Here is a 22822-nt window from a genome sequence, read left to right on the forward strand (position 1 = left end):
TCCCCCTGGATTGCTGTGAAAATGATATAAAAGATAATGATAATTCCGCAGTTGTTAGGGAAATATCCTATTTAAATCTTTGCTGTATATTAATGCGCTATTTGTTAGCGATTGCTTATCTTTGTGCCGCAGTGAGGGCGTTGTGATGAGTAAGGCGATTTCCGCATTTATTGATAAGAAAAAGTAAAGGTGGCTGTCGTTGATACGGTGCCTGGTGATATGGCCCCAGTGCGAATGTAAGAGGCTGAAAATGGAAAGCTTTGTTGCCCGGAGAAGGTGTTCAGGAAAAATTGATTGGTATTGCCACTATTTTCAGAGTCTGGCCCGTAGTAAATGATATTGCTGTTGTAGCTCAGCTGTGTACCAACACCGCTGGATGTGGAGCTATTGTCTGGTGTCAAGATATTGCCAACCTGGCCTAAATTGTTTTTGTCAGTAAAGGTAATATATAAATTGGTAGTATTCGGGCAGCTGGTATTGATATTAAAAGTAGTGTTGCCCGCGGTGCTGTTTAGAAAGGGCAGCTGACCCGCACTAATAGTGGGCAGATTGACGGGGTTGGGAGAAACGGAGCTGGTGCAGCTGCTATTTATCACATTGGACGGGGTGGTGATTAATGGTAGCTTGCCATAGGTGGTGCCAGGGCCAGGCAAGAAATAAGCGGCTGAATAGATTTGATTGCTCAGATCCAGTGTGCCACTGCCAACCGGGTTGGATATTTTATAAAACTGTAGATAGAAAGTGGCGGAATAATTCGATACGAGCGAGGAGCTGCAGGAATAAAAATTGTTCGGCTCATAAGGCTGGTTAGGGTAATTGCTATCAGTGTCGCCAATCCAGCTGGGCGGAGTGTGGAAATTACACGAAAAAGTGCTTGAGCCAGCGGATAAAGAGCCATCAACGCCAAGGGCGTAGCCAATGCCCGGGATATTGCTACTAAACACGCGGCGGCCATCGATGGTGGTGACGTAGCTGCCGGTGGTGTAGATACCGTACACATGGGCATTGCCAGCGGGCAGACTGGTGCAATCAAACTGCCTGATCTTGGCCGACATCACCTGGCTACCAATTGGGCTGTTAATCGGCAGGGCATTCAGGTTTTGATTGAATGAGGGTAGCGTAATACTGTTTGATCCTGCGACCGTGCAGGTGGCGTAGGTGTTGGCTGAAAGCAGTAGGGTAATGAGCGGCAGGAAAACAAGCGCAAATATTTTATATATGCGACCGTGGGTTGATCTTGACATTTTAAAATTACCATTACAAGTGTTGATGATAATTTCAAAAATATAAGTTTTTGATGCGGCTTTGCAGTAGGCGTTTTCTTAAAGATGGCTGCGATTCCGTACGCATGTATCGTAATGACGGTGTTCTGCGTCCCATAGATAAAGGCCGACCTGTTGCCAGGCCGGCCTTGCCATTATTGTGCTGCGTCGTCGCGGCAGCGCTTTACTGTGCGCCTTCCACGTCTTCCATGCTGAAGGTTTCAGTGTGGTCGTTGTAGGAGAAAATTTCCGCGTAACGGCCCCAGCTGATCACCGTATCCAGTGTTTCCTCGGCGGCGCTGTCGCTGAGCGAGTCTTCCAGTTCCTGCTCGAAACGCAGGCGCGGCGCACGCTGGCCGGGGCGTTCCTGCAGCACGCGGCGGATGCGTGCCGCCAGCGGGATGTGGCGCAGCAGGTGCTCGGCAAACATCACCTTGCGTTCCTGCGTGCCGTAGTCGGCAAACAGTTTGCCGGCAGCGGTCAGCTCGATATCGCCATCACGCAGTTCGACAAAGCCCAGATGTTCCAGCGTTTCCGTTACCGGGAACAGGTCATCCACCTCCAGCAGCAGCTTGCTGCCGATTTCCGGCAAGTCGGCGCGGCCGTTGTACGGTGCGGCGGCCAGCGCCTCCATCAGGCCGGCCATCAGGTTGGTGGACACTTCGGTCAGCGGGCTGCCGATTTCCAGTTGTACCTTGTGCAGGGTGTCGGCGCTGCGGCGCTGGGTCATCAGCGCATAGATGTCGTCCACCATCTTGCGGAAAACCGGGTCCAGCCGGTTGCGCGGATGGGCGAACGGTACCTTGATCTCGGCCACCACGCGGCCGGGGTTGGACGACAGCACCATGATGCGGTCGCACATGAACACCGCTTCTTCGATGTTATGGGTGACGATCAGGATGGACTTGATCGGCAGCTGCTTCTGGTTCCACAGGTCGAGCAGGTCGGTACGCAGGGTTTCCGCGGTCAGCACGTCCAGCGCGGAGAAGGGCTCGTCCATCAGCAGCAGGGTGGGGTTGACCACCAGGCCGCGGGCGAAACCCACGCGCTGGCGCATGCCGCCGGACAGTTCGCGCGGATAGGCGTTTTCAAAGCCGTCCAGGCCGATCAGGTCGATGGCGGCCAAGGCGCGGCGGCGGCGCTCTTTCGGCTCCACGCCCAGCGCTTCCAGCCCGGCTTCCACGTTTTGCAGTACGGTCAGCCAGGGGAACAGGGCGAAGGTCTGGAACACCATGGCCACGCCTTCGGCCGGGCCATTCAGCGGCTGACCACAGTAGTTCACCTCACCGGCGCTGGCCTGGATCAGGCCGGCAATGATGCGCAGCAGGGTGGATTTGCCCGAGCCGGAGCGGCCCAACAGGCCGACGATTTCACCTTCGTGCAGGGTGAGATTGACATCGTCCAGCACCTGGATGTCTTCCTCACCGCCCTTGTGATAGCCCTTGTCGACATGCTTGAGGGAGAAGATTTCCTGTCTCAGGGTTACGGTTTCTTGTGGCATGAGTTTCCCCCTTTTAGTTGAGACGGAGTTTGTTTTCGGCAATGGCGTACAGCGGACGCCACAGCAAACGGTTGAACAGCACGACAAACAGCGACATCACGCAGATGCCCAGCAGAATCTTGGGAAAGTCACCGGCTGCGGTCATCTGGGCGATATAGGCACCCAGGCCGTGTGCCGCCAGTTTGTCATCCCCCCACGACACCATTTCCGACACGATGCTGGCATTCCAGGCTCCACCGGACGCGGTGATGGCACCGGTGATGTAGTAAGGGAAAATGCCCGGCAGCATGACCTGCTTCCACCATTGCCAGCCCTTGATGTGGAAGTTGGCCGCGGCCTCGCGAAAATCATTGGGGAAGGCGCTGGCACCGGCCACCACGTTGAACAGGATGTACCACTGCGTGCCCAGCACGATCAGCGGCGACAGCCAGATGTCCGGGTTCAGCTTGAAGTGCACGATGAACACCACGAATACCGGAAACAGCAGATTGGCCGGAAAGGCCGCCAGGAACTGCGCCACCGGCTGGATCATCTCGGCCAGGCGTGGTCGCAGGCCGATCAGCACGCCTAGCGGCACCCAGACGATGGAGGCCAGCGCAATCAGCAGGGTGACACGGATCAGGGTGATGAAGCCCAGGCCGATGACCTTGAAGGTTTCGCCCAGCCCCACTTCACTGCTGATGAAGCTGTACAGCCGCCAGCATACATAGACTACCAGCACGGTCATGAGCCCACCCCACACGATATCCAGCCCGCGCGTGACGCTGGAGTGGGGTTCGCTGTGAATGGCACGCGGCAGGGTAATGTTCAGCCGCATGCGTGCCAGTTTTTTCAGCAGTTTGCCAAAGGGGCGCAGCAGTTGCTGGATGATGCGGGTGCGCTGGATCAGGTTCAGCACCCATGATTCCGGCGCGGCCTGCGACATGGTGTCTTCCAGGCGGAACTTGTCGGCCCAGGCGACCAGCGGACGGAACAGGAACTGGTCATAAATGACGATGACCACGGTCATGGTGAGGATGACCCAGCCCACGGCTGTCAGGTCCTTGTGGCTGATGGCCATGGCCAGATAGGAACCCACACCGGGCAGGGTGACGGTCTTGTCGCCCACGGTGATCGCCTCGGAAGCCACCACGAAGAACCAGCCGCCGGACATGGACATCATCATGTTCCAGATCATGCCCGGCATGGAGAAGGGCACTTCCAGTTTCCAGAATTTCTGCCAGCCGGACAGGTGCAGGTTTTGCGACACTTCTTTCAGATCGTTGGGCACGGTGCGCAAGGACTGATAAAAGCTGAAGGTCATATTCCATGCCTGCGAGGTGAAAATCGCAAAAATGGCCGCGAATTCAGCCCCCAGCACCCGGCCGGGGAATAGCGCCAGGAAAAAGGTCACGGTGAACGAGATGTAACCCAGCACCGGCACCGATTGCAGGATGTCCAGAATGGGTACCAGCAACTGACCGGCACGGCGGCTCTTGGCCGCCAGCGTACCGTACACCAGTGTGAACACGATGGAGGCGATCATGGCCGCCAGCATGCGCAGCGTGGTGCGCAGTGCGTACTCGGGCAGATTGGCCGCGTCCAGCGAAATGGGCTCGGTCTGCAAGGCACTGATTGGCGCCCAGGTGCCCTGGATGCCGGTGGTGGCGAACAGCAGAAAACCCAGGATCAGGGGGAAGGCGATCAGGTCCCAGCGATTGGGAAGCAGCCGTTTGGCTGTGGCGGGAATAAATGGACGGATAACGGTAGTCATCAGGCCTCTCCGATTGGTGTGGTTAACCTGGCGGAACAGTGCAGGCCCTGTTCCGCTTCTTCATCAGATGAGCACCATCTTTTGTCAGGACACGGCTGGCCGTGGGCAAACATAAAACTGGCTCTGCAAACGCGCACGAATAATAGCAAGGCGAACATAAAATTTTGATGAAAATTGACATTTTTTTGTATGGATTATGTAACGACACAATTCTGTCGAAAAATACTGTCCTGTGCAGTTTTCCTCAACCTTTATATTGGCTTGGGACATTTTCAGAATCGGCCGCTGCCAGCCCGGCAGGAGCCAGGGCCGAATCATGCCCCGCAGCCTGCCATACCACCGCGCCCGCCGCGACAAGTTTGACCAAGCAGGCTTGATTCAGCGCAAGCTCGCCCCCATAAACTTGTGCACGGGATGTGCTACACTTTCGCCTATTTTGTTTTGTCGGCCCGTCTGGGCCTCTGGATTGGAATACATGATTTCCTCGCTACTCAAGAAAGTATTTGGCAGCCGCAATGACCGCCTGCTGAAGCAGTATCGTCAGGAAGTGGCGCGCATCAATGCCCTGGAAGAAGGCATGAAAGCGCTGTCCGACGAGGCTTTGGCGGGAAAGACCGCCGAGTTCAAAAAGCGCGTCGTGGACGGCGCCTCGCTGGACAGTATCCTGCCGGAGGCATTTGCCGTCTGCCGCGAAGCTTCGCGCCGCGTGCTGGGCATGCGCCACTTCGATGTGCAGCTGATCGGCGGCATGGTGCTGCATAACGGCAAGATTGCCGAAATGCGGACCGGTGAGGGCAAGACCCTGGTCGGTACCCTGCCGGTCTACCTGAATGCACTCACCGGCAACGGCGTGCACGTGATTACCGTCAACGACTACCTGGCCAGCCGCGACGCCGGCATCATGGGCCGGCTGTACAACTTCCTCGGCCTGACCGTGGGGGTGAACCTGTCGCAGATGGCGCATGACGACAAGCAGGCGGCCTACGGCTGCGACATCACCTACGGTACCAATAACGAATTCGGTTTCGACTACCTGCGCGACAACATGGTGTTCACCACCGGTGAAAAAGTGCAGCGCAAGCTGGCCTTTGCCGTGGTCGACGAAGTGGACTCCATCCTGATCGACGAAGCGCGTACCCCGCTGATCATCTCCGGCCCGGCCGAAGACAATATCGACATGTACCAGCGCATGAACGCGGTACCGCCGCTGCTCAAGCGCCAGGAAACCGAAGAGGGCGAGGGCGACTACTGGGTGGATGAAAAGGCCCACAGCGTGTTGCTGTCCGAGGCCGGCCACGAGCATTGCGAAGAAATCCTGGTCGAGCTGGGCATGCTCAAAGAGGGCGACAGCCTGTACTCGGCCACCAACATCACCCTGATGCACCACCTGATGGCCGCCCTGCGCGCCCATTCGCTCTTCCATCTGGACCAGCACTATGTGGTGCAGGATGACGAAGTGGTGATCGTGGACGAATTCACCGGCCGCCTGATGGCCGGTCGCCGCTGGTCCGAAGGCCTGCACCAGGCTGTTGAAGCCAAGGAAGGCGTGGAGATCAACCGCGAAAACCAGACCCTGGCCTCCATCACCTTCCAGAACTACTTCCGCCTGTACGGCAAGCTGTCCGGCATGACCGGCACCGCCGACACTGAAGCCTACGAATTCCAGAGCATCTACGGCCTGGAAACCGTGGTGATCCCGACCAACCGCCCGATGGTGCGTATCGATTCGCAGGACAAGGTGTATCGTTCTGCGCGTGAAAAGTACGAAGCCATCCTGGCCGACATCAAGGATTGCCACGAGCGCGGACAGCCGGTGCTGGTGGGTACGACCAGCATCGAAAACTCCGAGCTGATTGCCGATCTGCTGCAAAAAGCCAAGCTGCCGCATAACGTGCTGAACGCCAAGGAACATGCGCGTGAAGCTGATATCGTGGTACAGGCCGGCCGCCCCGGCGTGATTACCGTGGCCACCAATATGGCTGGCCGTGGTACCGACATCGTGCTGGGTGGGAATCCGGAACCGGAAATCAAGGCGGTCGAGAAGGATGACAGCCTGAGCGATGCCGACCAGCAAAGCCGCGTCGAAGCCATCCGCACCGAATGGAAGCTGCGTCACGACGCCGTACTGGCGGCTGGTGGCCTGCACATCATCGGTACCGAGCGCCATGAATCGCGCCGTATCGACAACCAGCTGCGTGGCCGTTCCGGCCGTCAGGGCGACCCCGGCTCCTCCCGCTTCTACCTGAGCCTGGAAGACCCGCTGCTGCGCATTTTTGCCTCCGACCGCGTGGCGGCCATCATGGACCGTCTGAAAATGCCGGATGGCGAAGCTATCGAACACCCGTGGGTTTCCCGTTCCATCGAAAATGCCCAGCGCAAGGTGGAAGGCCGCAACTTTGATATCCGCAAGCAATTGCTGGAATACGATGACGTGGCCAACGACCAGCGCAAGGTGATTTACCAGCAACGCAATGACATTCTGCAGGACGAGGATGTCAGCGATGTGGTGGTCAATATGCGCGAAGGCGTGCTGTCTGATCTGGTCGATCTGCACCTGCCGCCGGAAACCATGGAAGAGCAGTGGGATCTGGTTGGTCTGGAAAAGACCCTGGAAGCCGAATTCCAGCTGGCCGCCCCGGTGGCCGAGTGGATCAAGGCCGAGTCCACGCTGGATATCCCGGACATCAAGCAGCGCATCATCACGCTGGCCGCCGAGGTGTATCAGGCCAAGGTGGAGCTGGCCGGCGAGCAGGTCATGCGCCAGTTCGAACGCAGCCTGGTGCTGCAGATGCTGGACACCCACTGGCGTGAGCATCTGGCTGCCATGGATCACCTGCGTCAGGGCATTCATCTGCGCGGCTATGCGCAGAAGAATCCCAAGCAGGAATACAAGCGCGAAGCCTTCGAGCTGTTTGCCGACATGCTGGAACGCATCAAGCGCAGCGTGGTGAATGTGCTGATGACCGTGCAGATCCGTGGTCAGGAAGACGTGGACGCGGTCGAGCCGCACCAGCTGGGCGAGTACGAGATGCAGCATGCCGAGCCGGGTTCCTCGCTGGGTGAGGACGATGGCGAAGACAATCCGCTGTCGCCGGAAGCCCTGTCCGAGCAAGGCCTGCGCGTAGGCCGCAACGACCCTTGTCCATGCGGCAGCGGTAAAAAGTACAAGCAGTGCCACGGCCGTCTGGCCTGAGTCTGACCACCGTCTGACCATGACCTGACGCACCAAACGCCCTGCCTTTTCGCAGGGCGTTTTGCGTAGGTGCAGCTACGTAGCCGGGCAGCTTTTGCGGTGCAGCAGATGGTCGGCCACCGGCCGCTCTGCTACCCTTGCAGCTAATAATCGATAACACTGGCAGCGACAACATCATGACCCCGAGCGATACCCGTATTTACCTGGCATCTGGCAGCCCACGCCGGCGCGAGTTGCTGGAACAACTGGGCGTACATCTGGAACGCATCCACGCCGACATCGACGAATCCGTGCTGCCCGGCGAAGCTGCCGTGGCCTATACCGAGCGCCTGGCGCGCGAAAAAGCGGCCGCCGGCTGGGCGGTGGTACAAAACTGCGGCCTGCCGTCGCGGCCCTTGCTGTCGGCTGATACCACCGTGGTACTGGATGGCGAAATCTACGGCAAGCCGGCCGACGCTGCCGACGCCGCCCGCATGTTGCGCGCCTTTGCCGGCCGCAGCCATCAGGTGGTGACCAGCGTGGCCGTGCGCCAGGACGAGCGCATCGAACTGCGTACCTCCATCACCGAGGTGTACTTCCGTGCACTGAGCGAGGACGATATCCAGCGCTACATCAACAGTGGCGAACCCTTCGACAAGGCAGGTAGCTATGGCATCCAGGGTCTGGCAGCCGTGTTCATCGAGCGTATCGAGGGCAGTTATACCGGGGTGATGGGCCTGCCCGTGTTTGAAACCGCCACCTTGCTGGGCCTGTTCGGACACCAATTCCCCTAAGGAGGAAGACCATGCTGCATCAGTCCATTCCTCTGCCGCGCGACATCCAGCGCCCCAAGGAACAAATCCTCGTCAACATCACCCCGCAGGAAACCCGGGTGGCGGTGCTGGAGGATTCCATCGTGCAGGAACTGCACGTGGAACGCGCCGCCAGCCGCGGCATTGTCGGCAATATCTATCTGGGCCAGGTCAAGCGCGTGCTGCCCGGCATGCAGAGCGCCTTTATCGAAATCGGCCTGGAACGCGCGGCCTTCCTGCATATCGCCGATGTGCTGGAACAGCGCCAGCATCCCACCGAGCCGCAGCGCATCGAAAAGATGTTGTTCGAAGGCCAGACCGTGCTGGTGCAGGTGATCAAGGACCCCATCGGCACCAAGGGTGCCCGCCTGTCCACGCAAATGTCGCTGGCCGGCCGTTTTCTGGTGCACCTGCCGCAGGAAGAACACATCGGCATCTCGCAGAAGATCGAGAGCGAGTCGGAGCGCCACAGCCTGAAGGCACGGCTGGAGAAGCTGCTACCGCCGGATACCCCGCGCGGCTACATCATCCGTACCAGTGCGGAAACCGCCAGCAATGACGAGCTGCAGGCCGATATCGAATACCTGTCCAAGCTGTGGGCCGATATTCGCCACAAGTCGCAGCACCTGCCGGCGCAAAGCCTGTTGTACGAAGACCTGCCGCTGGCCGTGCGCGTGCTGCGCGACATGGTGAGCGACACCACCGAGCATGTGATTGTCGACTCCACCGAAAACTACAGTCGCATGGTGGAGTTTGCCGAGCAATACGTGCAGTCTGCTGTGCGCAAGATCGAGCGTTATTCCGGTGAGCGCCCGCTGTTCGAGCTGTTTTCCATCGAAGCGGAAATCGACAAGGCGCTGTCGCGGCGGGTGAACCTGAAGTTTGGCGGTTACCTGATCATCGACCAGACCGAGGCGATGACCACCATCGACGTCAATACCGGTGGCTTTGTCGGCAACCGCAATTTTGACGAAACCATCTTCAAGACCAATCTGGAAGCCACCCAGGCGATTGCCCGCCAGCTGCGGCTGCGCAATCTGGGCGGCATCATCATTGTCGATTTCATCGACATGGATAACGAAGAGCACCAGACCGCCGTACTGTCCGAGCTGGCCAAGGCGCTGGCGCGCGACCGCACCCGCGTCACGCTCAATGGCTTTACCAGCCTGGGCCTGGTGGAAATTACCCGCAAGCGTACCCGCGAAAGCCTGGCCCACGTCTTGTGTGAACCCTGCCCCACCTGCCAGGGCCGTGGCGAGATCAAGACCGCCCAGACCGTGTGTTACGAGATCCAGCGTGAGATCGTGCGCGAGGCACGCCAGTTCGATGCCAAGGGCTATCGTATTCTGGCGGCCCAGCCGGTCATCGACATGTTCCTCGACGAAGAGTCGCAAAGCCTGGCCATGCTGGTGGACTTCATCGGCAAGCCGATTTCGCTGTCGGTGGAATCCACCTATACCCAGGAACAGTTCGACGTGGTGCTGTTGTAGTTGCAGGCCCGGTGCTACGCCGGCCTGCTTGTGATGGAGTAGTAAGCATGAAGCAACAAAGCGGCGATGCCCTGTGGCTCGCCATCCTGCAGGAAGCGGAACAGGCCGCACGCGACGAGCCCATGCTGGCCAGCTTCCTGCACATGACGGTATTGCGCCACAGCACGCTGGAAGACGTGCTGGCCTTTCACCTGTCCAGCAAACTGGCGAGTCCGGTGATGGATGCCCGTGCGCTGATGGAGCTGTTCCGCGAGGCGCTGGCGTCGGACCCGGCCATCAGCGCCTCGGCGCGGGCGGATATCCGCGCCTGTTTCGAGCGTGACCCGGCCTGCGACAGCTATTCCACGCCCTTGCTGTATTTCAAGGGCTTTCATGCCCTGCAAAGCCAGCGCATCACGCACTGGCTGTGGCAGCAGCAGCGCAAGACGCTGGCGCTGTTCCTGCAAAACCGCATTTCCGAAGTCACCGGTGCCGACATCCATCCGGCGGCCCGCATCGGCCAGGGGGTGATGCTGGACCACGGCACCGGCCTGGTCGTCGGTGAAACTGCGGTCATCGGCAATAATGTTTCCATCCTGCATGGCGTCACCCTGGGTGGCTCCGGCAAGGATCGCGGCGACCGTCACCCCAAGATCGGCGACGGCGTGATGCTGGGGGCCGGCGCGGCCGTGCTGGGCAATATCCGCGTGGGTGAATGTGCCAAGGTGGGTGCCGGCAGCGTGGTGCTGGAAGATGTGCCGCCGCATACCACCGTGGCCGGCGTGCCGGCGCGCATCGTGGCCCAGGTGAATGAAGGCATGCCTTCGCTGGACATGGATCAACGGGTGTGACGGCCAGCGGCCAGGTTTTGCATGTGGTGCAGGGTGGCAACGCCGCTGCGCTGCTGCGCCAGGTGCTGGCGGATGCTGAGGTGCTGGCCTTCGAGGAGGACTTCAGCCACGGTCCGCTGGCCGATGCCGATACCATCGACCCGCAACTGCGCATGGCCTGGTGGAACCGCATCTGGTGGTCGCACACCTGGTGGCCTGACATCGACCAGCAATTCCAGCTGGCCTGGTGGCAAAGTCGCAAGCGCCTGTTCCGCGCACTGTCCGAGCAGCAGCCGCTGTGTGTCTGGCTGGGTAATACCGTACACGACCAGCTGATGCTGGCCATGCTGGCGGCCAATGCCCATCCCGATCAGCTGCTGACGGTACAGGAGCTGGCAGGGCAGGTGGCATCGCGTCATAACGGTTTCTACGCCGTGGCCATGTGTACTGTCGCCGAGCTGCAGCCGCTGCTTGCCCGCCCGCGCACGCTGCTCGCCTCCGAGCGCGCGCAACGGATTGCCCTGTGGCGCCATTGGCAGCAGCACGCCAATGGCTGGCGTGGCCAGATCGATGGCCAGTTGCAGGACTATCCGGCCGCTCATTTCGATGCCCGCCTGCTGGCCTTGTTGCGCGAGCAGGGCGAACAGCCCGCGGCCCGGCTGCTCGGCATGCTGATGGGGCAGCTGACTAGCGAGCTGGTGGGCGATAGCTATCTGTTCTGGCGTCTGGCCGCCTTGGCCGAAGCCGGTCTGCTGGGGCTCAAGCCACAGCCAGACGGCCCGCCTATCATCTCCCCGGTGTGAAGCGGAACCGCCAGCTTTGCAGGGAAGCGGCAGGCGGGTAGAATCCGCCGCCGTGGTCCGTCCCGATCTTGCCTGACGGCCATTCCTTGCGAGGAAACCATGCGATGAACGTCCGCGTTGTCGATTACCGCGCAGCCGATGCTGCCGCCCAATTCACCCGTTCCCTGCACGAAACCGGCTTTGGCGTGCTGGTCAACCATCCCGTCCAGCAGTCGCTGGTGGAAAAAATCTACGCCGACTGGCTGGACTTCTTCGACAGCCCGGCCAAGCACGACTTTGCCTTCGACCCGCAGCGGCAGGATGGCTATTTTTCCACTGCCATTTCGGAAACCGCCAAAGGTGCCAGCCACAAGGACATCAAGGAATATTTCCATTGCTATCCCTGGGGACGGGTGCCGGCCACGCTGGCCGAAGATGTCCAGCGTTACTACGCCAGCACCAATGCTCTGGCGCGTGAACTGCTGGGCTGGGTAGAGCAATACACCCCGGCCGATATTGCCGCCCACTACAGCGAACCCTTGTCCGGGATGATTGCCGACAGCCAGCAAACCCTGCTGCGGGTGCTGCGTTATCCGCCACTGACCGGTCAGGAACCTACCGGATCGCTGCGTGCGGCCGCCCATGGCGACATCAACCTGCTGACCATCCTGCCGGCAGCCAATGAACCCGGCCTGCAAGTGCAGGACAAGCAGGGCAGCTGGGTGGATGTGCCCTGTGATTTTGGCATGCTCATCATCAATATCGGCGACATGCTGCAAGAGGCCTCGCGCGGCTACTATCCGTCCACCCAACACCGCGTGGTCAACCCGCAAGGCGAGGGCGCGCGCAAGAGCCGGGTGTCGCTGCCACTGTTCCTGCATCCACGGCCGGAGGTTGTGCTGTCGGCGCGACATACCGCGGGCAGTTATCTGGATGAAAGATTGCGCGAACTGGGTGTCAAAAAATGAAATGGCCCGTGCAGGGTTAAATAAATTAATAGTATGTAAATGACTGTAAATGCCCTTCGGGGCATTTTTTTTACCTGCTAGGGTTGGCCTTGTTTTTATCGTCTGGCGAGTAATAAGGTGAATTATCTGTTGCGTGCGCTCATGGCGCCGCTTGCGCTGACATTAAGTGCTTGCAGCCTGATCACTTCTCCCCTGGTGGCCGGAGTACAATTGGCCAGCACGGCGGTCACTTCGGTAGCCAATATGGCACCCAATACCAGCACCAATGGCATCGCACACCCGCATGACGAGTTACATAATGTGTGTGTTGAATTAAATTCAGGAGTGATCGTTGCTGATTTTATTCCGGAACTGCAAAAGCAGCTGCGAGAGCGGGAAATAGAAAGCCGAATTTATGCTGCAGGTAATATACCGTCTGATTGCGAGGCGACGATCTATTACACCGTATTGACGCAATGGGGTTCACCGCTGTTCAGCGATGAATTACGCCCTTATATTACCGACATCAATTTGCTGCTGAAGAAAAATGGCAAGGTATTGGCCAATGCCGCCTACCGACTGGATGGCATGGCCTATGACAAGTGGAGCAGCACCGGCAGGAAGCTGACGCCACTGCTGCAGAAAATATTCACCACCGACAATATGGCGCAGTGGCAGAACAGCGCCACGAGCCGCGATGATGCCAGCCACTTTGAACAAGATGTAGCCCGACGGGCTAGCGCGGCTACCAGAAATTGATCAGTCCGGCGAAGAAGCGCTGCGCATCGGTGCGCGAGGCCACATCGCTGGCCACACCGTTCACTAGCTGTTCGATGCGTGCATCACCCACATCGGTGGATGACACCACATTGCCCACCTTGATGTCGCGCTTGTTTACCACGCCAGAGAAACGCAGCACGGTGGTATTACCACTGGCGGCCACGGCTTTTTCGCCAGCAATGGCCATATAGCCGTTGGGCAATACATCGGTAACCGATACCATCAGGCTGCCGCTGATCTGGTTGGTATTGCTGACCTGACCAATACCTTTCAGGCTGTTACTGCCACTGGCCTTGCCGCTGTAATCAAATATTTCTTTCAGCAAACCACCCATCGATGAAAGCGCACCAGGGCCGGATTCGGAAATGGACGAGGTCCGGTTGGTGGTGGTGTTGGCATTATTGCTGGAGGAAAGATTCTCGGCGATATTGATTTTCAGCGCATCGCCAACATGGCTGGCAATGGGCTCTTCAAATAATAGCATGGCCTTGTTTGGCTGATAAATCGAGCCGGGGCTATCTTCCAGGGCTACCGGGGTATATTGCGGCCGGATATGTACCGGAGCGGTCACCAGATTAGGTGGGGATGAGGCACAGCCAGTGATCAGGCCAGTCAATAAAAGATAAGCCCTTGCATGAATAAGCATGGATTTCACTTTGGCCCTCTCTAATAGTTGCGATGACTCCTTTAATTCTATTTGGCTGAATGGTTAATTGCCGTTAGCGATCAGAAAGTAAAGTAAGAAAATGTAAAGCGCGTAGCCATCTTCCTTAACGTTGCATAACGTAAATTTACATGCCGGCCGGTCTGGCATCAGAAAATGTAAAAAACGCTATGGGGAGACGGACATGAGCACAATCAGTGGCGTAGCCGCATCGACACAGCCCCTGTCGGCATACGGGGTGTTACGGCGCGATGCACAAGCAGTTGTCAGCGATGTGGAAGGTGTGGCCAAGGCAATCGGCCACGGCCTGGTGGCCGGCGGTAGTGCCACCGGCTCGGCGGTGGCGCATGGACTTAGCGCGGTGGGCGACAGTCTCAGCGCGCTGGGGCATACCATTAACACCTATGTCTAGGCGGTAGCGTGATGCGCTGGCCTGGGTACTGCTTCAGCGCTGAGTGAAGTCGGCAATGTCGGCCGGGACTTTGTCCCGGCCCATGTATTTCTGGCGCAGCCGTTCGGTGAAGCCACTTTTCTGTAGTGCATCCAGCGCAGCCTGCAAGCGTCTGACCGTGTCGTCCGGCGTTTGCCGGTTCAGCGCATACCAGTACTGGTGCTGGCCGTCCAGCAGGGCGACCGCCTGCACCTGGCGGGCATCCAGCCCGGCCTGTTGCAGTTGCCAGGCCATCGCCCAGTCCAGCATGGCCACCAGATCGACGCGTCCCAGCTGCAGCTTGCCCAGGTTCACTGCATCGCTGCGGCCGCTGTCCTGCTGCTCGCCAAGGCGCAAGCCCAGCTCCAGCAGCCGCTTTTGCGTGGCGGATTCGAACAGGGTGCTGGTGCGCAGTTGTTTCAGTTGCTCGATATTGCGCAGCTGGATGTCCTTGCGCCTTGCCAGCCGGTACAGATAGATGCGGCGCGCGCCGATGGGGCCTACCCAGCGAAACAGGTTTTCCCGCTCTGGCGTACGCACCATGCTGAACAGCAGGCTGCCGGGAGTGGACTGTGTCATGGCATAGCCGCGTGCCCAGGGCAGCAACTGCTGGCTGAGCGGGATGGCGGCCTTGTCGGCCATGGCCTGCAGTAATTCGCTGGAAAAACCGCTCACCTTGTCCTGCTGCAGAAAGTTCAGCGGTGGCAATTCCTCGGTGTAGGCGATCAGCGGGCTGGCGCTGGCCGGATACCACCACAACAGCACAAACAGCAACAGCAGGCGTGGGTACATGGGCAATCAAAAGAGTCGTTTAACTGAATTTAACCCTGCATTAACAGGTGGGCAAGCCATGTCCAGGCAATGAACAAGCCCCGCTCATTCAAGCAGCTTGCCGCGACAAGCGTGTGACAAGCCCGACTGCGTGCCCAGCTGGTGTAAAATGGCCGCCTCCATCACGCCTTGAAGAAACGCCTGCCATGAGTGAGCTGTTAGCCGGACTGAACAACGAACAACTGCGTGCCGTCACCTGGCCTGCCAAGAGTGCGCTGGTGCTGGCCGGGGCCGGCAGTGGCAAAACCCGGGTGCTGACTACCCGCATCGCCTGGCTGATTGCCACCGGGCAGGTGAATCCGGCCGGGGTGCTGGCCGTCACCTTTACCAACAAGGCGGCGCGCGAAATGCATACCCGGCTGGGGGCCATGGTGCCGGTGAATGTACGCACCATGTGGATTGGCACCTTTCATGGCCTGTGCAATCGCTTTCTGCGCGCGCATTACCGCGATGCCGGCCTGCCGCAGACTTTCCAGATTCTCGACTCGGCCGACCAGCAGGCTGCCATCAAACGCCTGCTGAAAAGCATGGAGCTGTCGGACGAAAAATACCCGCCGCGTGCGGTGCAGAGCTTTATCAATGGCAGCAAGGAAGCCGGCGTGCGTGCCGAGCGCCTGCCACCGCCGCTGACGCCGTATGAGGCCAAGCTGCACGAGCTATATGCCACGTACGACGCGCAGTGCCGCCGCGAAGGCGTGGTGGATTTTGCCGAGCTGCTATTGCGCAGCTACGAGCTGTTGCAGGCCAATGCGGCCTTGCGCGCCCATTACCAGGGCCGTTTCCGCCATATCCTGGTGGACGAATTCCAGGATACCAACCGCCTGCAATACGCCTGGCTCAAGCTTTTGTCCGGCGAGCACAACGTGCTGTTTGCCGTGGGCGATGACGACCAGTCCATCTATGCCTTCCGTGGCGCGGAAGTGGGCAATATGCGTGCGCTGCTGTCCGACTTCCAGGTGGCGGAGCCGGTGCGGCTGGAGCAGAACTACCGCTCGGTCGGCACCATCCTGACGGCCGCCAATGCCCTGATCGAGCGCAATGACGGCCGGCTGGGCAAGAACCTGTGGACCGATGCCGGCGAGGGCGAGCAGATCCGCCTGTACGAAGCCTATTCCGATGGCGACGAAGCCCAGTTCATCATCGACGAGGTAAAGAGCCTGCAGCGCGAAGGCATGAATCTGTCCGACATGGCCATCCTCTACCGCTCCAATGCCCAGTCGCGGGTGCTGGAGCATGTGCTGGTGAACGCCCAGCTGGCCTACCGCATCTATGGCGGCCTGCGCTTTTTCGAGCGGCTGGAAGTGAAGCACGCGCTGGCCTATTTGCGTCTGGTCAGCAATCCGGACGACGACAACGCCCTGCTGCGCGTCATCAATGTACCGGCCCGTGGCATCGGCGCCCGCACGGTGGAAAACCTGCAGGCGGTCAGCCGTGAGCAGGGCGTCACCCTGTGGCAGGCCTGCTGCGCAGCCGGCGGTGGCCGTACCGCCGCCAAACTGGGCGAGTTCGTGCTGTTGATCGAAGCCTTGCGCAGCAAGGCCGAGGGCATGACGCTGGCGGAAACCGTCAGCCTGATCATCGATCATTCCGGCCTGCGCGCCATGTACGAGCAAGACAAGAAAGAGGGCGAGGAGCGGCTGGCCAACCTGGACGAGCTGATCAATGCCGCCGCCGGTTTCTTCCCGGATGCGGCCGAGCAGGCCATTGTCGAATTCCTCAGCGCTGCCAGCCTGGAAGCCGGCGAGCATCAGGCCGAAGCGGGTGAGGATGCGCTGCAACTGATGACCGTGCATGCGGCCAAGGGCCTGGAGTTTGATGCCGTGTTTGTTTCCGGTCTGGAAGAAGGCCTGTTCCCGCACGAAAACAGCATGAACGACAGCAAGGGCCTGGAAGAGGAACGCCGGCTGATGTATGTGGCGGTAACCCGCGCCCGCAAGCGGCTGTATCTGTCCTGCGCCCAGAGCCGCATGCTGCATGGCCAGAGCCGCTATCCGGTCCGTTCGCGCTTTGTCGAAGAAATTCCGCCCGAACTGGTACGCGTGCTGTCTGCTACAGTAAAACCTGTGCCGCAAAACACGCATCGCCGCGCACCCTGGCTGGACGAAGTGGCCGCGCCGGCGGTGCCGGCCGCCCAGCTGCAGGGTTTCCGCATTGGCCAGAGCGTGGGCCATGCCAAGTTCGGTTCCGGTGTGGTGATCAATGCCGAGGGCAGCGGCAGTGATCTGCGGCTGCAGATCAATTTTGCCGAGCACGGGCTGAAGTGGCTGGATTTGCGTTATGCCAAGCTGACCGCCGAATAATGACATTCCATCCGGGTTGGCCGATGATGACGCCATGAGTGACAAGCACCCTTCCACCACCTACCAGAGCCTGACCGCAGGGCAGGGTGGCGCCGAACCGGCACGCAAGTCCTACGAGGACCCGTACGGCAGCCGCCTGTTCCTGATCATCGACAGCCTGCCGGAGATGCAGCGCGCGCTGGCCATGACGCTGGCCTCGTTTGGTGCCGACAAGGTCGAATACGCCAGCAAGGCCGGTGATGCGCTGGCCAAGATGGCCAAGTTCGAATTCGACGTGGTGCTGTGCGACTACGACCTGGGCAATGGTTACGATGGCCTCTACCTGTTTGAAGAGGTAAAGGAACGCAACCTGATCAAGCAGTCCTGCGTGTTCATGATCGTCACTGGCGAGCGCCGCTCGCAGCGGGTGATTTCCGCAGCCGAGCTGGCCCCGGACGACTACCTGCTCAAGCCCTTCACCGGCGAAGTGCTCAGCCAGCGGCTGGAAAAAGCCATGCGCCGGCGCGAGGCTTTTCGCGTGGTGGACGAAGCCATCATGCGCCACGAATACCTGGCCGCCATTGATGCCTGTAGCCGCAAGATCAGCCAGCGCGGCGAGTTCACCCTCGACTTCATGAAGCTCAAAGGCTCGCTGGCGCAAAAAATCGGCGACTTCGACACCGCCCGCAATCTGTATATGGAAGTGCTGCGCCTCAAGCCGCTGGCCTGGGCCAAGCTGGGGCTGGCCAAGTCGCTGACCGGGCTGAAGTCCTACGACGAAGCGCGCCTGCTGTTCGAAGAAGTACTCACCGACAACGAAAGGGTGATGGAAGCCTACGACTGGCTGGCCAAGCTGCATCGCATCCATCACAACCTGCCCGGCGCGCAAAGCACGCTGGAAAAGGCCACCACGCTGTCGCCGGTGGTATTGCGCCGGCAAAAGCAGCTGGCCGAGGTGGCGCTGCTGAACAAGGATCTGGAAACCGCCGAAGCCGCCAGCGAAGAAACCCTCAATATCGCCAAGTACACCTGGCATCGCAGCCCCACCCACTACGCCATGCTGGCGCGGGTGCAGATGGCGCGTGGCGAAACCGGCACCGCCGCCCGTACCCTGGGCAATCTGCGCCGTGACTACCGCTACAACGAAACCGGCGAATGGATGTGCACCGTCATCGACAGCCAGTTGCAAGGCAAGCTGGGCAATCGCGACAAGGCGCGCACGCTACTGGCCGAGGCGGAAGCCGGCTACCAGAAGCTGAGCGAAAACCTGCCGGCCGATGCGCAAATGGAATTCGCCCGCGCCTGTTTTGCCCAGGGCAAGCAGGACAGTGGCAATGCCGCCATGCGCGACCTGGTGCGCAACAACCACGACAACGAAGAGCTGCTGTCCACCATCGGTGGCCTGTTCGATGAAATGGGGCTGGGTGAAATGGGCCGCCAGCTGATTGCCGACAATGTGCAGTCCGTGCTGGAGCTGAATAACCAGGCGGTACGCGAAGCCCAGGCCGGCCGCTTCGACCAGGCCATCGAGCGCTTCGTCAAGGCGCACGAGGAAATGCCGCACAATGTGCAGGTCATGCTTAACCTGGCCAACGCCACCATGGCCTATGTGCATGGCAATGGCTGGCATGAAAGCCATATGCGCCGTGCTTACGACATGCTGGTGCAGGTGCGCACGCTGGCACCGGCCAATAACAAGTTTCAGAAAATCCTCCGCGCCTGGCGGCAACTGGTGGAAAAACTGGGCAAGCCGCAATGGGTGCTGTAGAGCGGCTGCGCGTGCTGGTGGTGGACGATGAGCCACTGGCGCGTGAGCGCATGGTGGCGCTGGTGGCCCAGTGTGGTGCGGCTGCCGTGGCCGCGCTGGGTGATGCCATGGCCGCCAGCGACTGGCTGGAGCGACATGCTGCCGATGTGCTGCTGCTGGACATCTCCATGCCCGGCATCAGTGGCGTGGAACTGGCTCGCCGCCTGCGCCAGCATCCGCTGCCGCTGCAACTGATCTTCACCACCGCGCACGAGCACTATGCGGTCGATGCCTTCGAGCTGGATGCTGCCGATTACCTGCTCAAACCGGTCAGGCTGGAGCGCCTGCGCCAGGCGCTGGACAAGGCCGCACGCCGCTGTGGCGGCAAGCCTGCCATCGAGGCCCATTTCAGCGTGCGCCATCGCGACCGGCTGCTCAACATCCCCTTCAGCGCGGTACGCTATCTCAAGGCCGAGCAGAAGTACGTCAGCCTGGTCACCGTCGATGAGGAATACTTGCTGGATGATTCGCTGGTGGCGCTGGAGCAGCGGCTAGGCGACAGCGTATTGCGCATCCACCGCAATTGTCTGGTGATGCGCCATGCGCTGCAGGAGCTGCTGCGCACCGGCAATGCCGACGAAGAACTATGGGCGGTGCGCTTGCGCGGCATTGCCCAGCCACTGGCGGTCAGCCGCCGCCAGCTGCCGGCCATCCGCGCCAGCTTGCGCCAGATAAGCAGCTAGTTTAGACAGTTGCCGCAATCCCTTGCCATTTGCGGCGATTTAGGTTAGGTGAAATTACTTAGCCAGCCGTTTTGCTGCGGTTTGCTCCGCTCAGACCGCGGCGCTTTCTATAGAATCACCGTTTTTATCCCACCAGCAGCTGCCCATGCGGATCAAACTGGCCACTCTGGCTTGTACCCTGCTCTGGTTCGTGTTGAGCGCCTTGATAGCCATGGCCTTCCTCAGCCGGGCAGTGCTGAGCGCCGAGCAGGAATTCGATCTGCTGGCCACTCGCCTGTCCGAGCAACTGACGCAAAAGCTGCAGATCAACGACACCATTCTCGACAGCTATGCGGCCTTTGCCATGCTGGACCATCAGCATGACGCGCAGGAGCAGATCTTTGCCCGGCAGATGGCCGAACGTTACCCGCAGCTGGTCTCGCTGGAGCGCATCCGCCGGGTCACCCAGCAGCAATTACCGGTCTGGAGCACGCAGATGGCCGAGCGCTGGGGTGGCGATTTCCGCCTGCATGCCTATGCCGCCGGCAGCCTGGCTGTGCTCTATCCCTTGCCGGCGCACCCCGACTACTACCCGATTGAGTCCATCCAGCCGCTGACCCAGGCAGTACGCCCGCTGCTGGGTGCCGACATCGCACGTGATCCGCAACTGCAACAGACCTTGCAGCACGCGCTGCGCACCGGTCGCACCACCATGTCAGCCCCCTTCCTGCTGCGCGAAGGCTATCGCGGTCATGTGCTGCTGCAGCCGCTCAATGCCAGCGCCCTGCTGTTGCAAGGCCGGCTGCCGGAACAATTTGTCGCGCTGGTGCTGCGCTCCGACTACCTGCGTCCGGCCGACACCACGCTGCCGGCAGGCATGAAGCTGAGTATCCGCCAGCGCGGTCAGCCGTCGGCTGCGGCTGCCTATGTCCAGATCCCCGGCCAGCAGAATGGCTGGCTCAGCACACTGGGCTTTCCGCGGCTGCAGCTGGAACGGGCGCTGGGCAGTGAGGCACAAGTACTGAACTTGCGGCTGGACTGGCAGCTGGGCTGGTTCCTGCTCAGTGGTTTCGAACTGAGCGTGATTTTCTGCCAGTCCCTGCTGCTGTTCTTGCTGCTGGCGGTCGGCCTACGCTTTTACCGCGGCTTGCTGTCCAAGCAGCAACGGCGCGAAAACCACCTGTTCTATCTGGCCAATCACGACCGCCTGACCGGTCTGGCCAATCGCAACCTGTTTTACGACCGGCTGCAACACGCCATTTCGCGGCAGAACCGCAGTGGCAAGCGGCTGGCGGTGCTGTTTCTGGACATGGACCGCTTCAAGCCGGTCAATGACAGCTATGGCCACGCGACCGGTGACAAGGTGTTGCAGCTCATCGCAGCCCGCATCCTGGCCATCATGCGCAGCGAGGACACCGTGGCCCGCCTGGGTGGCGACGAATTCGTCCTGCTGATGGAAGATGTCGAGTCCAATCGCGAGGCCGACCGGGTTCTGGAGCGGCTCAAGCATGCCATCCAGCAGCCGTACGAGGTGGATGGCCACAGCATCCAGCTGGGGGTGAGCATCGGCATTGCCTACTATCCCGAAGACGGCATGCTGATCGAGGAATTGCTGGATGTGGCCGACCGCAAGATGTACGGCGACAAGCAGCCGGAGATCACCCGCCGCTGAGCGGCGCTGTGGTGTTTGTGCCGCCGGCCCGGCAAATATCCGGCAATCCCATGGCCTCTGTCCGGCGTATCGATTAAAATCCGCCGATCAACGACAGGGGAAAACCATGTACCAGTCCGACTTCACCAAATTCATGAGCGAATTTCTGGACAAGAATCCGGAAGTAGACCAGCAGCGTCGCGAGCTGCGCCTTACCCTGTGGGACCGCAAGGTGAGCCTGGACGATCAGCGCCGCTGGAAGGAATCGAGCGTGGCGCAAAAGCCGTACGTCTACCAGCCCGAATAAGCAGTTTCCGGCCCGGCCCATGCCGGGTCCACCCTGAACGCCCCCCGCTGCCAGCCCCGCTCACGGCCTCCGTGCCGGACTGGCAACCCGAGTGGGCGTTTTGTCATTTTGCCGAGAACACCCATGACCAGTCGTACCGTGCCGCTGGACGGCCCACTGCATGATTACCTGATGGCCATTGGCCTGACCGAGCATCCGGTGATGCGCGAACTGCGCGAATTTACCGCCGGCCACCGCATGGCCAAGATGCAGATCGCCCCGGAACAGGGGCAGTTCATGGGCTGGCTGGTACAGCTGACGGGCGTGCGCCGCTACCTGGAAATCGGCGTGTTCACCGGGTACAGCACGCTGGCTGCCATGCTGGCCATGCCGGCCGATGGCGAGGCCGTGGCCTGTGATGTCAGCGAGGAGTTCACCGCCATCGCGCGCGAATACTGGCGCAAGGCCGGGGTGGAGTCGCGCATCCGGCTGGTATTGCAGCCGGCACTGCTGACGCTGCAACAACTGCTGGCAGAGGGCCGGGCCGGTCAGTTCGACCTGGTATTCATCGATGCCGACAAACCGTCCTACCAGGACTATTACGAGACCTGCCTGCAGCTGGTGCGTCCCGGTGGGGTCATCGCCATCGACAATATCTTTTTGTCCGGCCGTGTGGTGTCGCCACGGCCGCAAGATCCGCCCGGTGTGCAACTGATGCACGATTTCAATGCCCGGCTGCAACAGGATGCGCGCATCCGCCATTGCGTGCTGCCGATAGGCGACGGCCTGACGCTGTGCACCCGGCTATAAGCCGCGCCCGGGTCGTGCTGGTGGCGAACTTTCCTGGTCAGCGGCGGGTCAGACCCCTTTTTTGTTAAGCAAGATGTTTGTCATCCGGCCCATT

Annotated in this window: 19 protein-coding genes; 14 read left to right on the forward strand and 5 right to left on the reverse strand. The window is 60.2% G+C overall.

The features are described 5' to 3' along the window. Positions 1-167 precede the first annotated feature (167 nt). The 3 genes from FAZ30_RS06620 to FAZ30_RS06630 form a co-directional block, all read right to left on the reverse strand. Positions 168-1244, reverse strand: a complete 1077-nt coding sequence (locus tag FAZ30_RS06620; protein ID WP_137009129.1) for a fimbrial protein — start codon at positions 1242-1244, stop codon at positions 168-170. A gap of 202 nt (positions 1245-1446) precedes the next feature. Beyond that, the gene (locus FAZ30_RS06625) at positions 1447-2763 is read right to left on the reverse strand and encodes an ABC transporter ATP-binding protein (RefSeq protein ID WP_124645198.1); all 1317 of its coding nucleotides are present in this window, start codon (positions 2761-2763) and stop codon (positions 1447-1449) included. Positions 2764-2776: 13 nt separating this feature from the next. Further along, a complete protein-coding gene (locus FAZ30_RS06630; RefSeq protein ID WP_137009131.1) occupies positions 2777-4516 on the reverse strand; it encodes an ABC transporter permease in 1740 nt (579 codons plus the stop codon). Between the two features lie 475 nt (positions 4517-4991). On the opposite strand from FAZ30_RS06630, the gene secA reads away from it, so the two are divergent. The 7 genes from secA (at position 4992) to FAZ30_RS06665 (ending at position 13287) form a co-directional block, all read left to right on the forward strand. Then, a complete protein-coding gene (gene secA, locus FAZ30_RS06635; protein WP_137009133.1) occupies positions 4992-7709 on the forward strand; it encodes a preprotein translocase subunit SecA in 2718 nt (905 codons plus the stop codon). Between the two features lie 176 nt (positions 7710-7885). Further along, a complete protein-coding gene (locus tag FAZ30_RS06640; RefSeq protein ID WP_137009135.1) occupies positions 7886-8482 on the forward strand; it encodes a Maf family protein in 597 nt (198 codons plus the stop codon). Positions 8483-8493: 11 nt separating this feature from the next. Further along, positions 8494-9990, forward strand: coding sequence for a ribonuclease G (rng, locus tag FAZ30_RS06645; protein ID WP_124645194.1), 1497 nt, complete (start codon positions 8494-8496; stop codon positions 9988-9990). A gap of 47 nt (positions 9991-10037) precedes the next feature. Then, positions 10038-10820, forward strand: a complete 783-nt coding sequence (gene cysE, locus FAZ30_RS06650; protein ID WP_124645193.1) for a serine O-acetyltransferase — start codon at positions 10038-10040, stop codon at positions 10818-10820. Next, a complete protein-coding gene (locus FAZ30_RS06655) occupies positions 10817-11602 on the forward strand; it encodes a DUF1835 domain-containing protein (protein WP_137009137.1) in 786 nt (261 codons plus the stop codon). The genes cysE and FAZ30_RS06655 overlap by 4 nt, the downstream gene beginning before the upstream one ends. Before the next feature lie 104 nt (positions 11603-11706). Beyond that, positions 11707-12549, forward strand: a complete 843-nt coding sequence (locus FAZ30_RS06660; RefSeq protein WP_137009139.1) for an isopenicillin N synthase family dioxygenase — start codon at positions 11707-11709, stop codon at positions 12547-12549. A 117-nt stretch (positions 12550-12666) separates the two neighbouring features. Then, positions 12667-13287, forward strand: a complete 621-nt coding sequence (locus tag FAZ30_RS06665; RefSeq protein ID WP_137009141.1) for a cell division protein FtsI — start codon at positions 12667-12669, stop codon at positions 13285-13287. Here FAZ30_RS06665 and FAZ30_RS06670 read toward each other — a convergent pair. Beyond that, entirely contained in the window at positions 13274-13954 is a 681-nt protein-coding gene (locus tag FAZ30_RS06670; RefSeq protein WP_124645189.1) for a flagellar basal body L-ring protein FlgH, read from the reverse strand. The two genes, FAZ30_RS06665 and FAZ30_RS06670, sit on opposite strands and share 14 nt — an antisense overlap. 202 nt (positions 13955-14156) lie before the next feature. On the opposite strand from FAZ30_RS06670, the gene FAZ30_RS06675 reads away from it, so the two are divergent. Continuing rightward, positions 14157-14384: a hypothetical protein gene (locus FAZ30_RS06675; RefSeq protein WP_124645188.1), complete on the forward strand. Its 228-nt coding sequence runs from the start codon at positions 14157-14159 to the stop codon at positions 14382-14384. A gap of 33 nt (positions 14385-14417) precedes the next feature. Here FAZ30_RS06675 and FAZ30_RS06680 read toward each other — a convergent pair whose 3' ends face one another. After that, on the reverse strand, positions 14418-15194 hold the full coding sequence (locus tag FAZ30_RS06680; RefSeq protein WP_137009143.1) for a substrate-binding periplasmic protein: 777 nt from the start codon (positions 15192-15194) through the stop codon (positions 14418-14420). Positions 15195-15379: 185 nt separating this feature from the next. Between FAZ30_RS06680 and FAZ30_RS06685 the strand changes: the two genes are divergently transcribed. The 6 genes from FAZ30_RS06685 to FAZ30_RS06710 all read left to right on the forward strand — a co-directional run bounded on the left by FAZ30_RS06685 (position 15380) and on the right by FAZ30_RS06710 (position 22728). Continuing rightward, a complete protein-coding gene (locus FAZ30_RS06685; RefSeq protein WP_124645186.1) occupies positions 15380-17533 on the forward strand; it encodes a UvrD-helicase domain-containing protein in 2154 nt (717 codons plus the stop codon). Positions 17534-17567: 34 nt separating this feature from the next. Then, entirely contained in the window at positions 17568-19280 is a 1713-nt protein-coding gene (locus FAZ30_RS06690) for a tetratricopeptide repeat-containing response regulator (protein ID WP_124645185.1), read from the forward strand. Next, positions 19268-20002, forward strand: a complete 735-nt coding sequence (locus FAZ30_RS06695; protein WP_137009145.1) for a LytR/AlgR family response regulator transcription factor — start codon at positions 19268-19270, stop codon at positions 20000-20002. Before FAZ30_RS06690 ends, FAZ30_RS06695 begins: the two co-directional genes overlap by 13 nt. Positions 20003-20147: 145 nt before the next feature. Beyond that, positions 20148-21653 (forward strand): sensor domain-containing diguanylate cyclase, encoded by a 1506-nt coding sequence (locus tag FAZ30_RS06700; RefSeq protein WP_124645183.1) that lies wholly within the window; start codon positions 20148-20150, stop codon positions 21651-21653. Positions 21654-21759: 106 nt separating this feature from the next. Continuing rightward, complete coding sequence (locus FAZ30_RS06705) at positions 21760-21939, forward strand: DUF3460 family protein (protein WP_124645182.1); 180 nt, start codon at positions 21760-21762, stop codon at positions 21937-21939. Between the two features lie 123 nt (positions 21940-22062). Next, the gene (locus tag FAZ30_RS06710; RefSeq protein WP_137009147.1) at positions 22063-22728 is read left to right on the forward strand and encodes a class I SAM-dependent methyltransferase; all 666 of its coding nucleotides are present in this window, start codon (positions 22063-22065) and stop codon (positions 22726-22728) included. The last annotated feature ends 94 nt before the right edge of the window (positions 22729-22822 follow it).

The sequence above is a fragment of the Aquitalea aquatilis genome (genome assembly GCF_005155025.1).
Classification (GTDB): domain Bacteria; phylum Pseudomonadota; class Gammaproteobacteria; order Burkholderiales; family Chromobacteriaceae; genus Aquitalea; species Aquitalea aquatilis.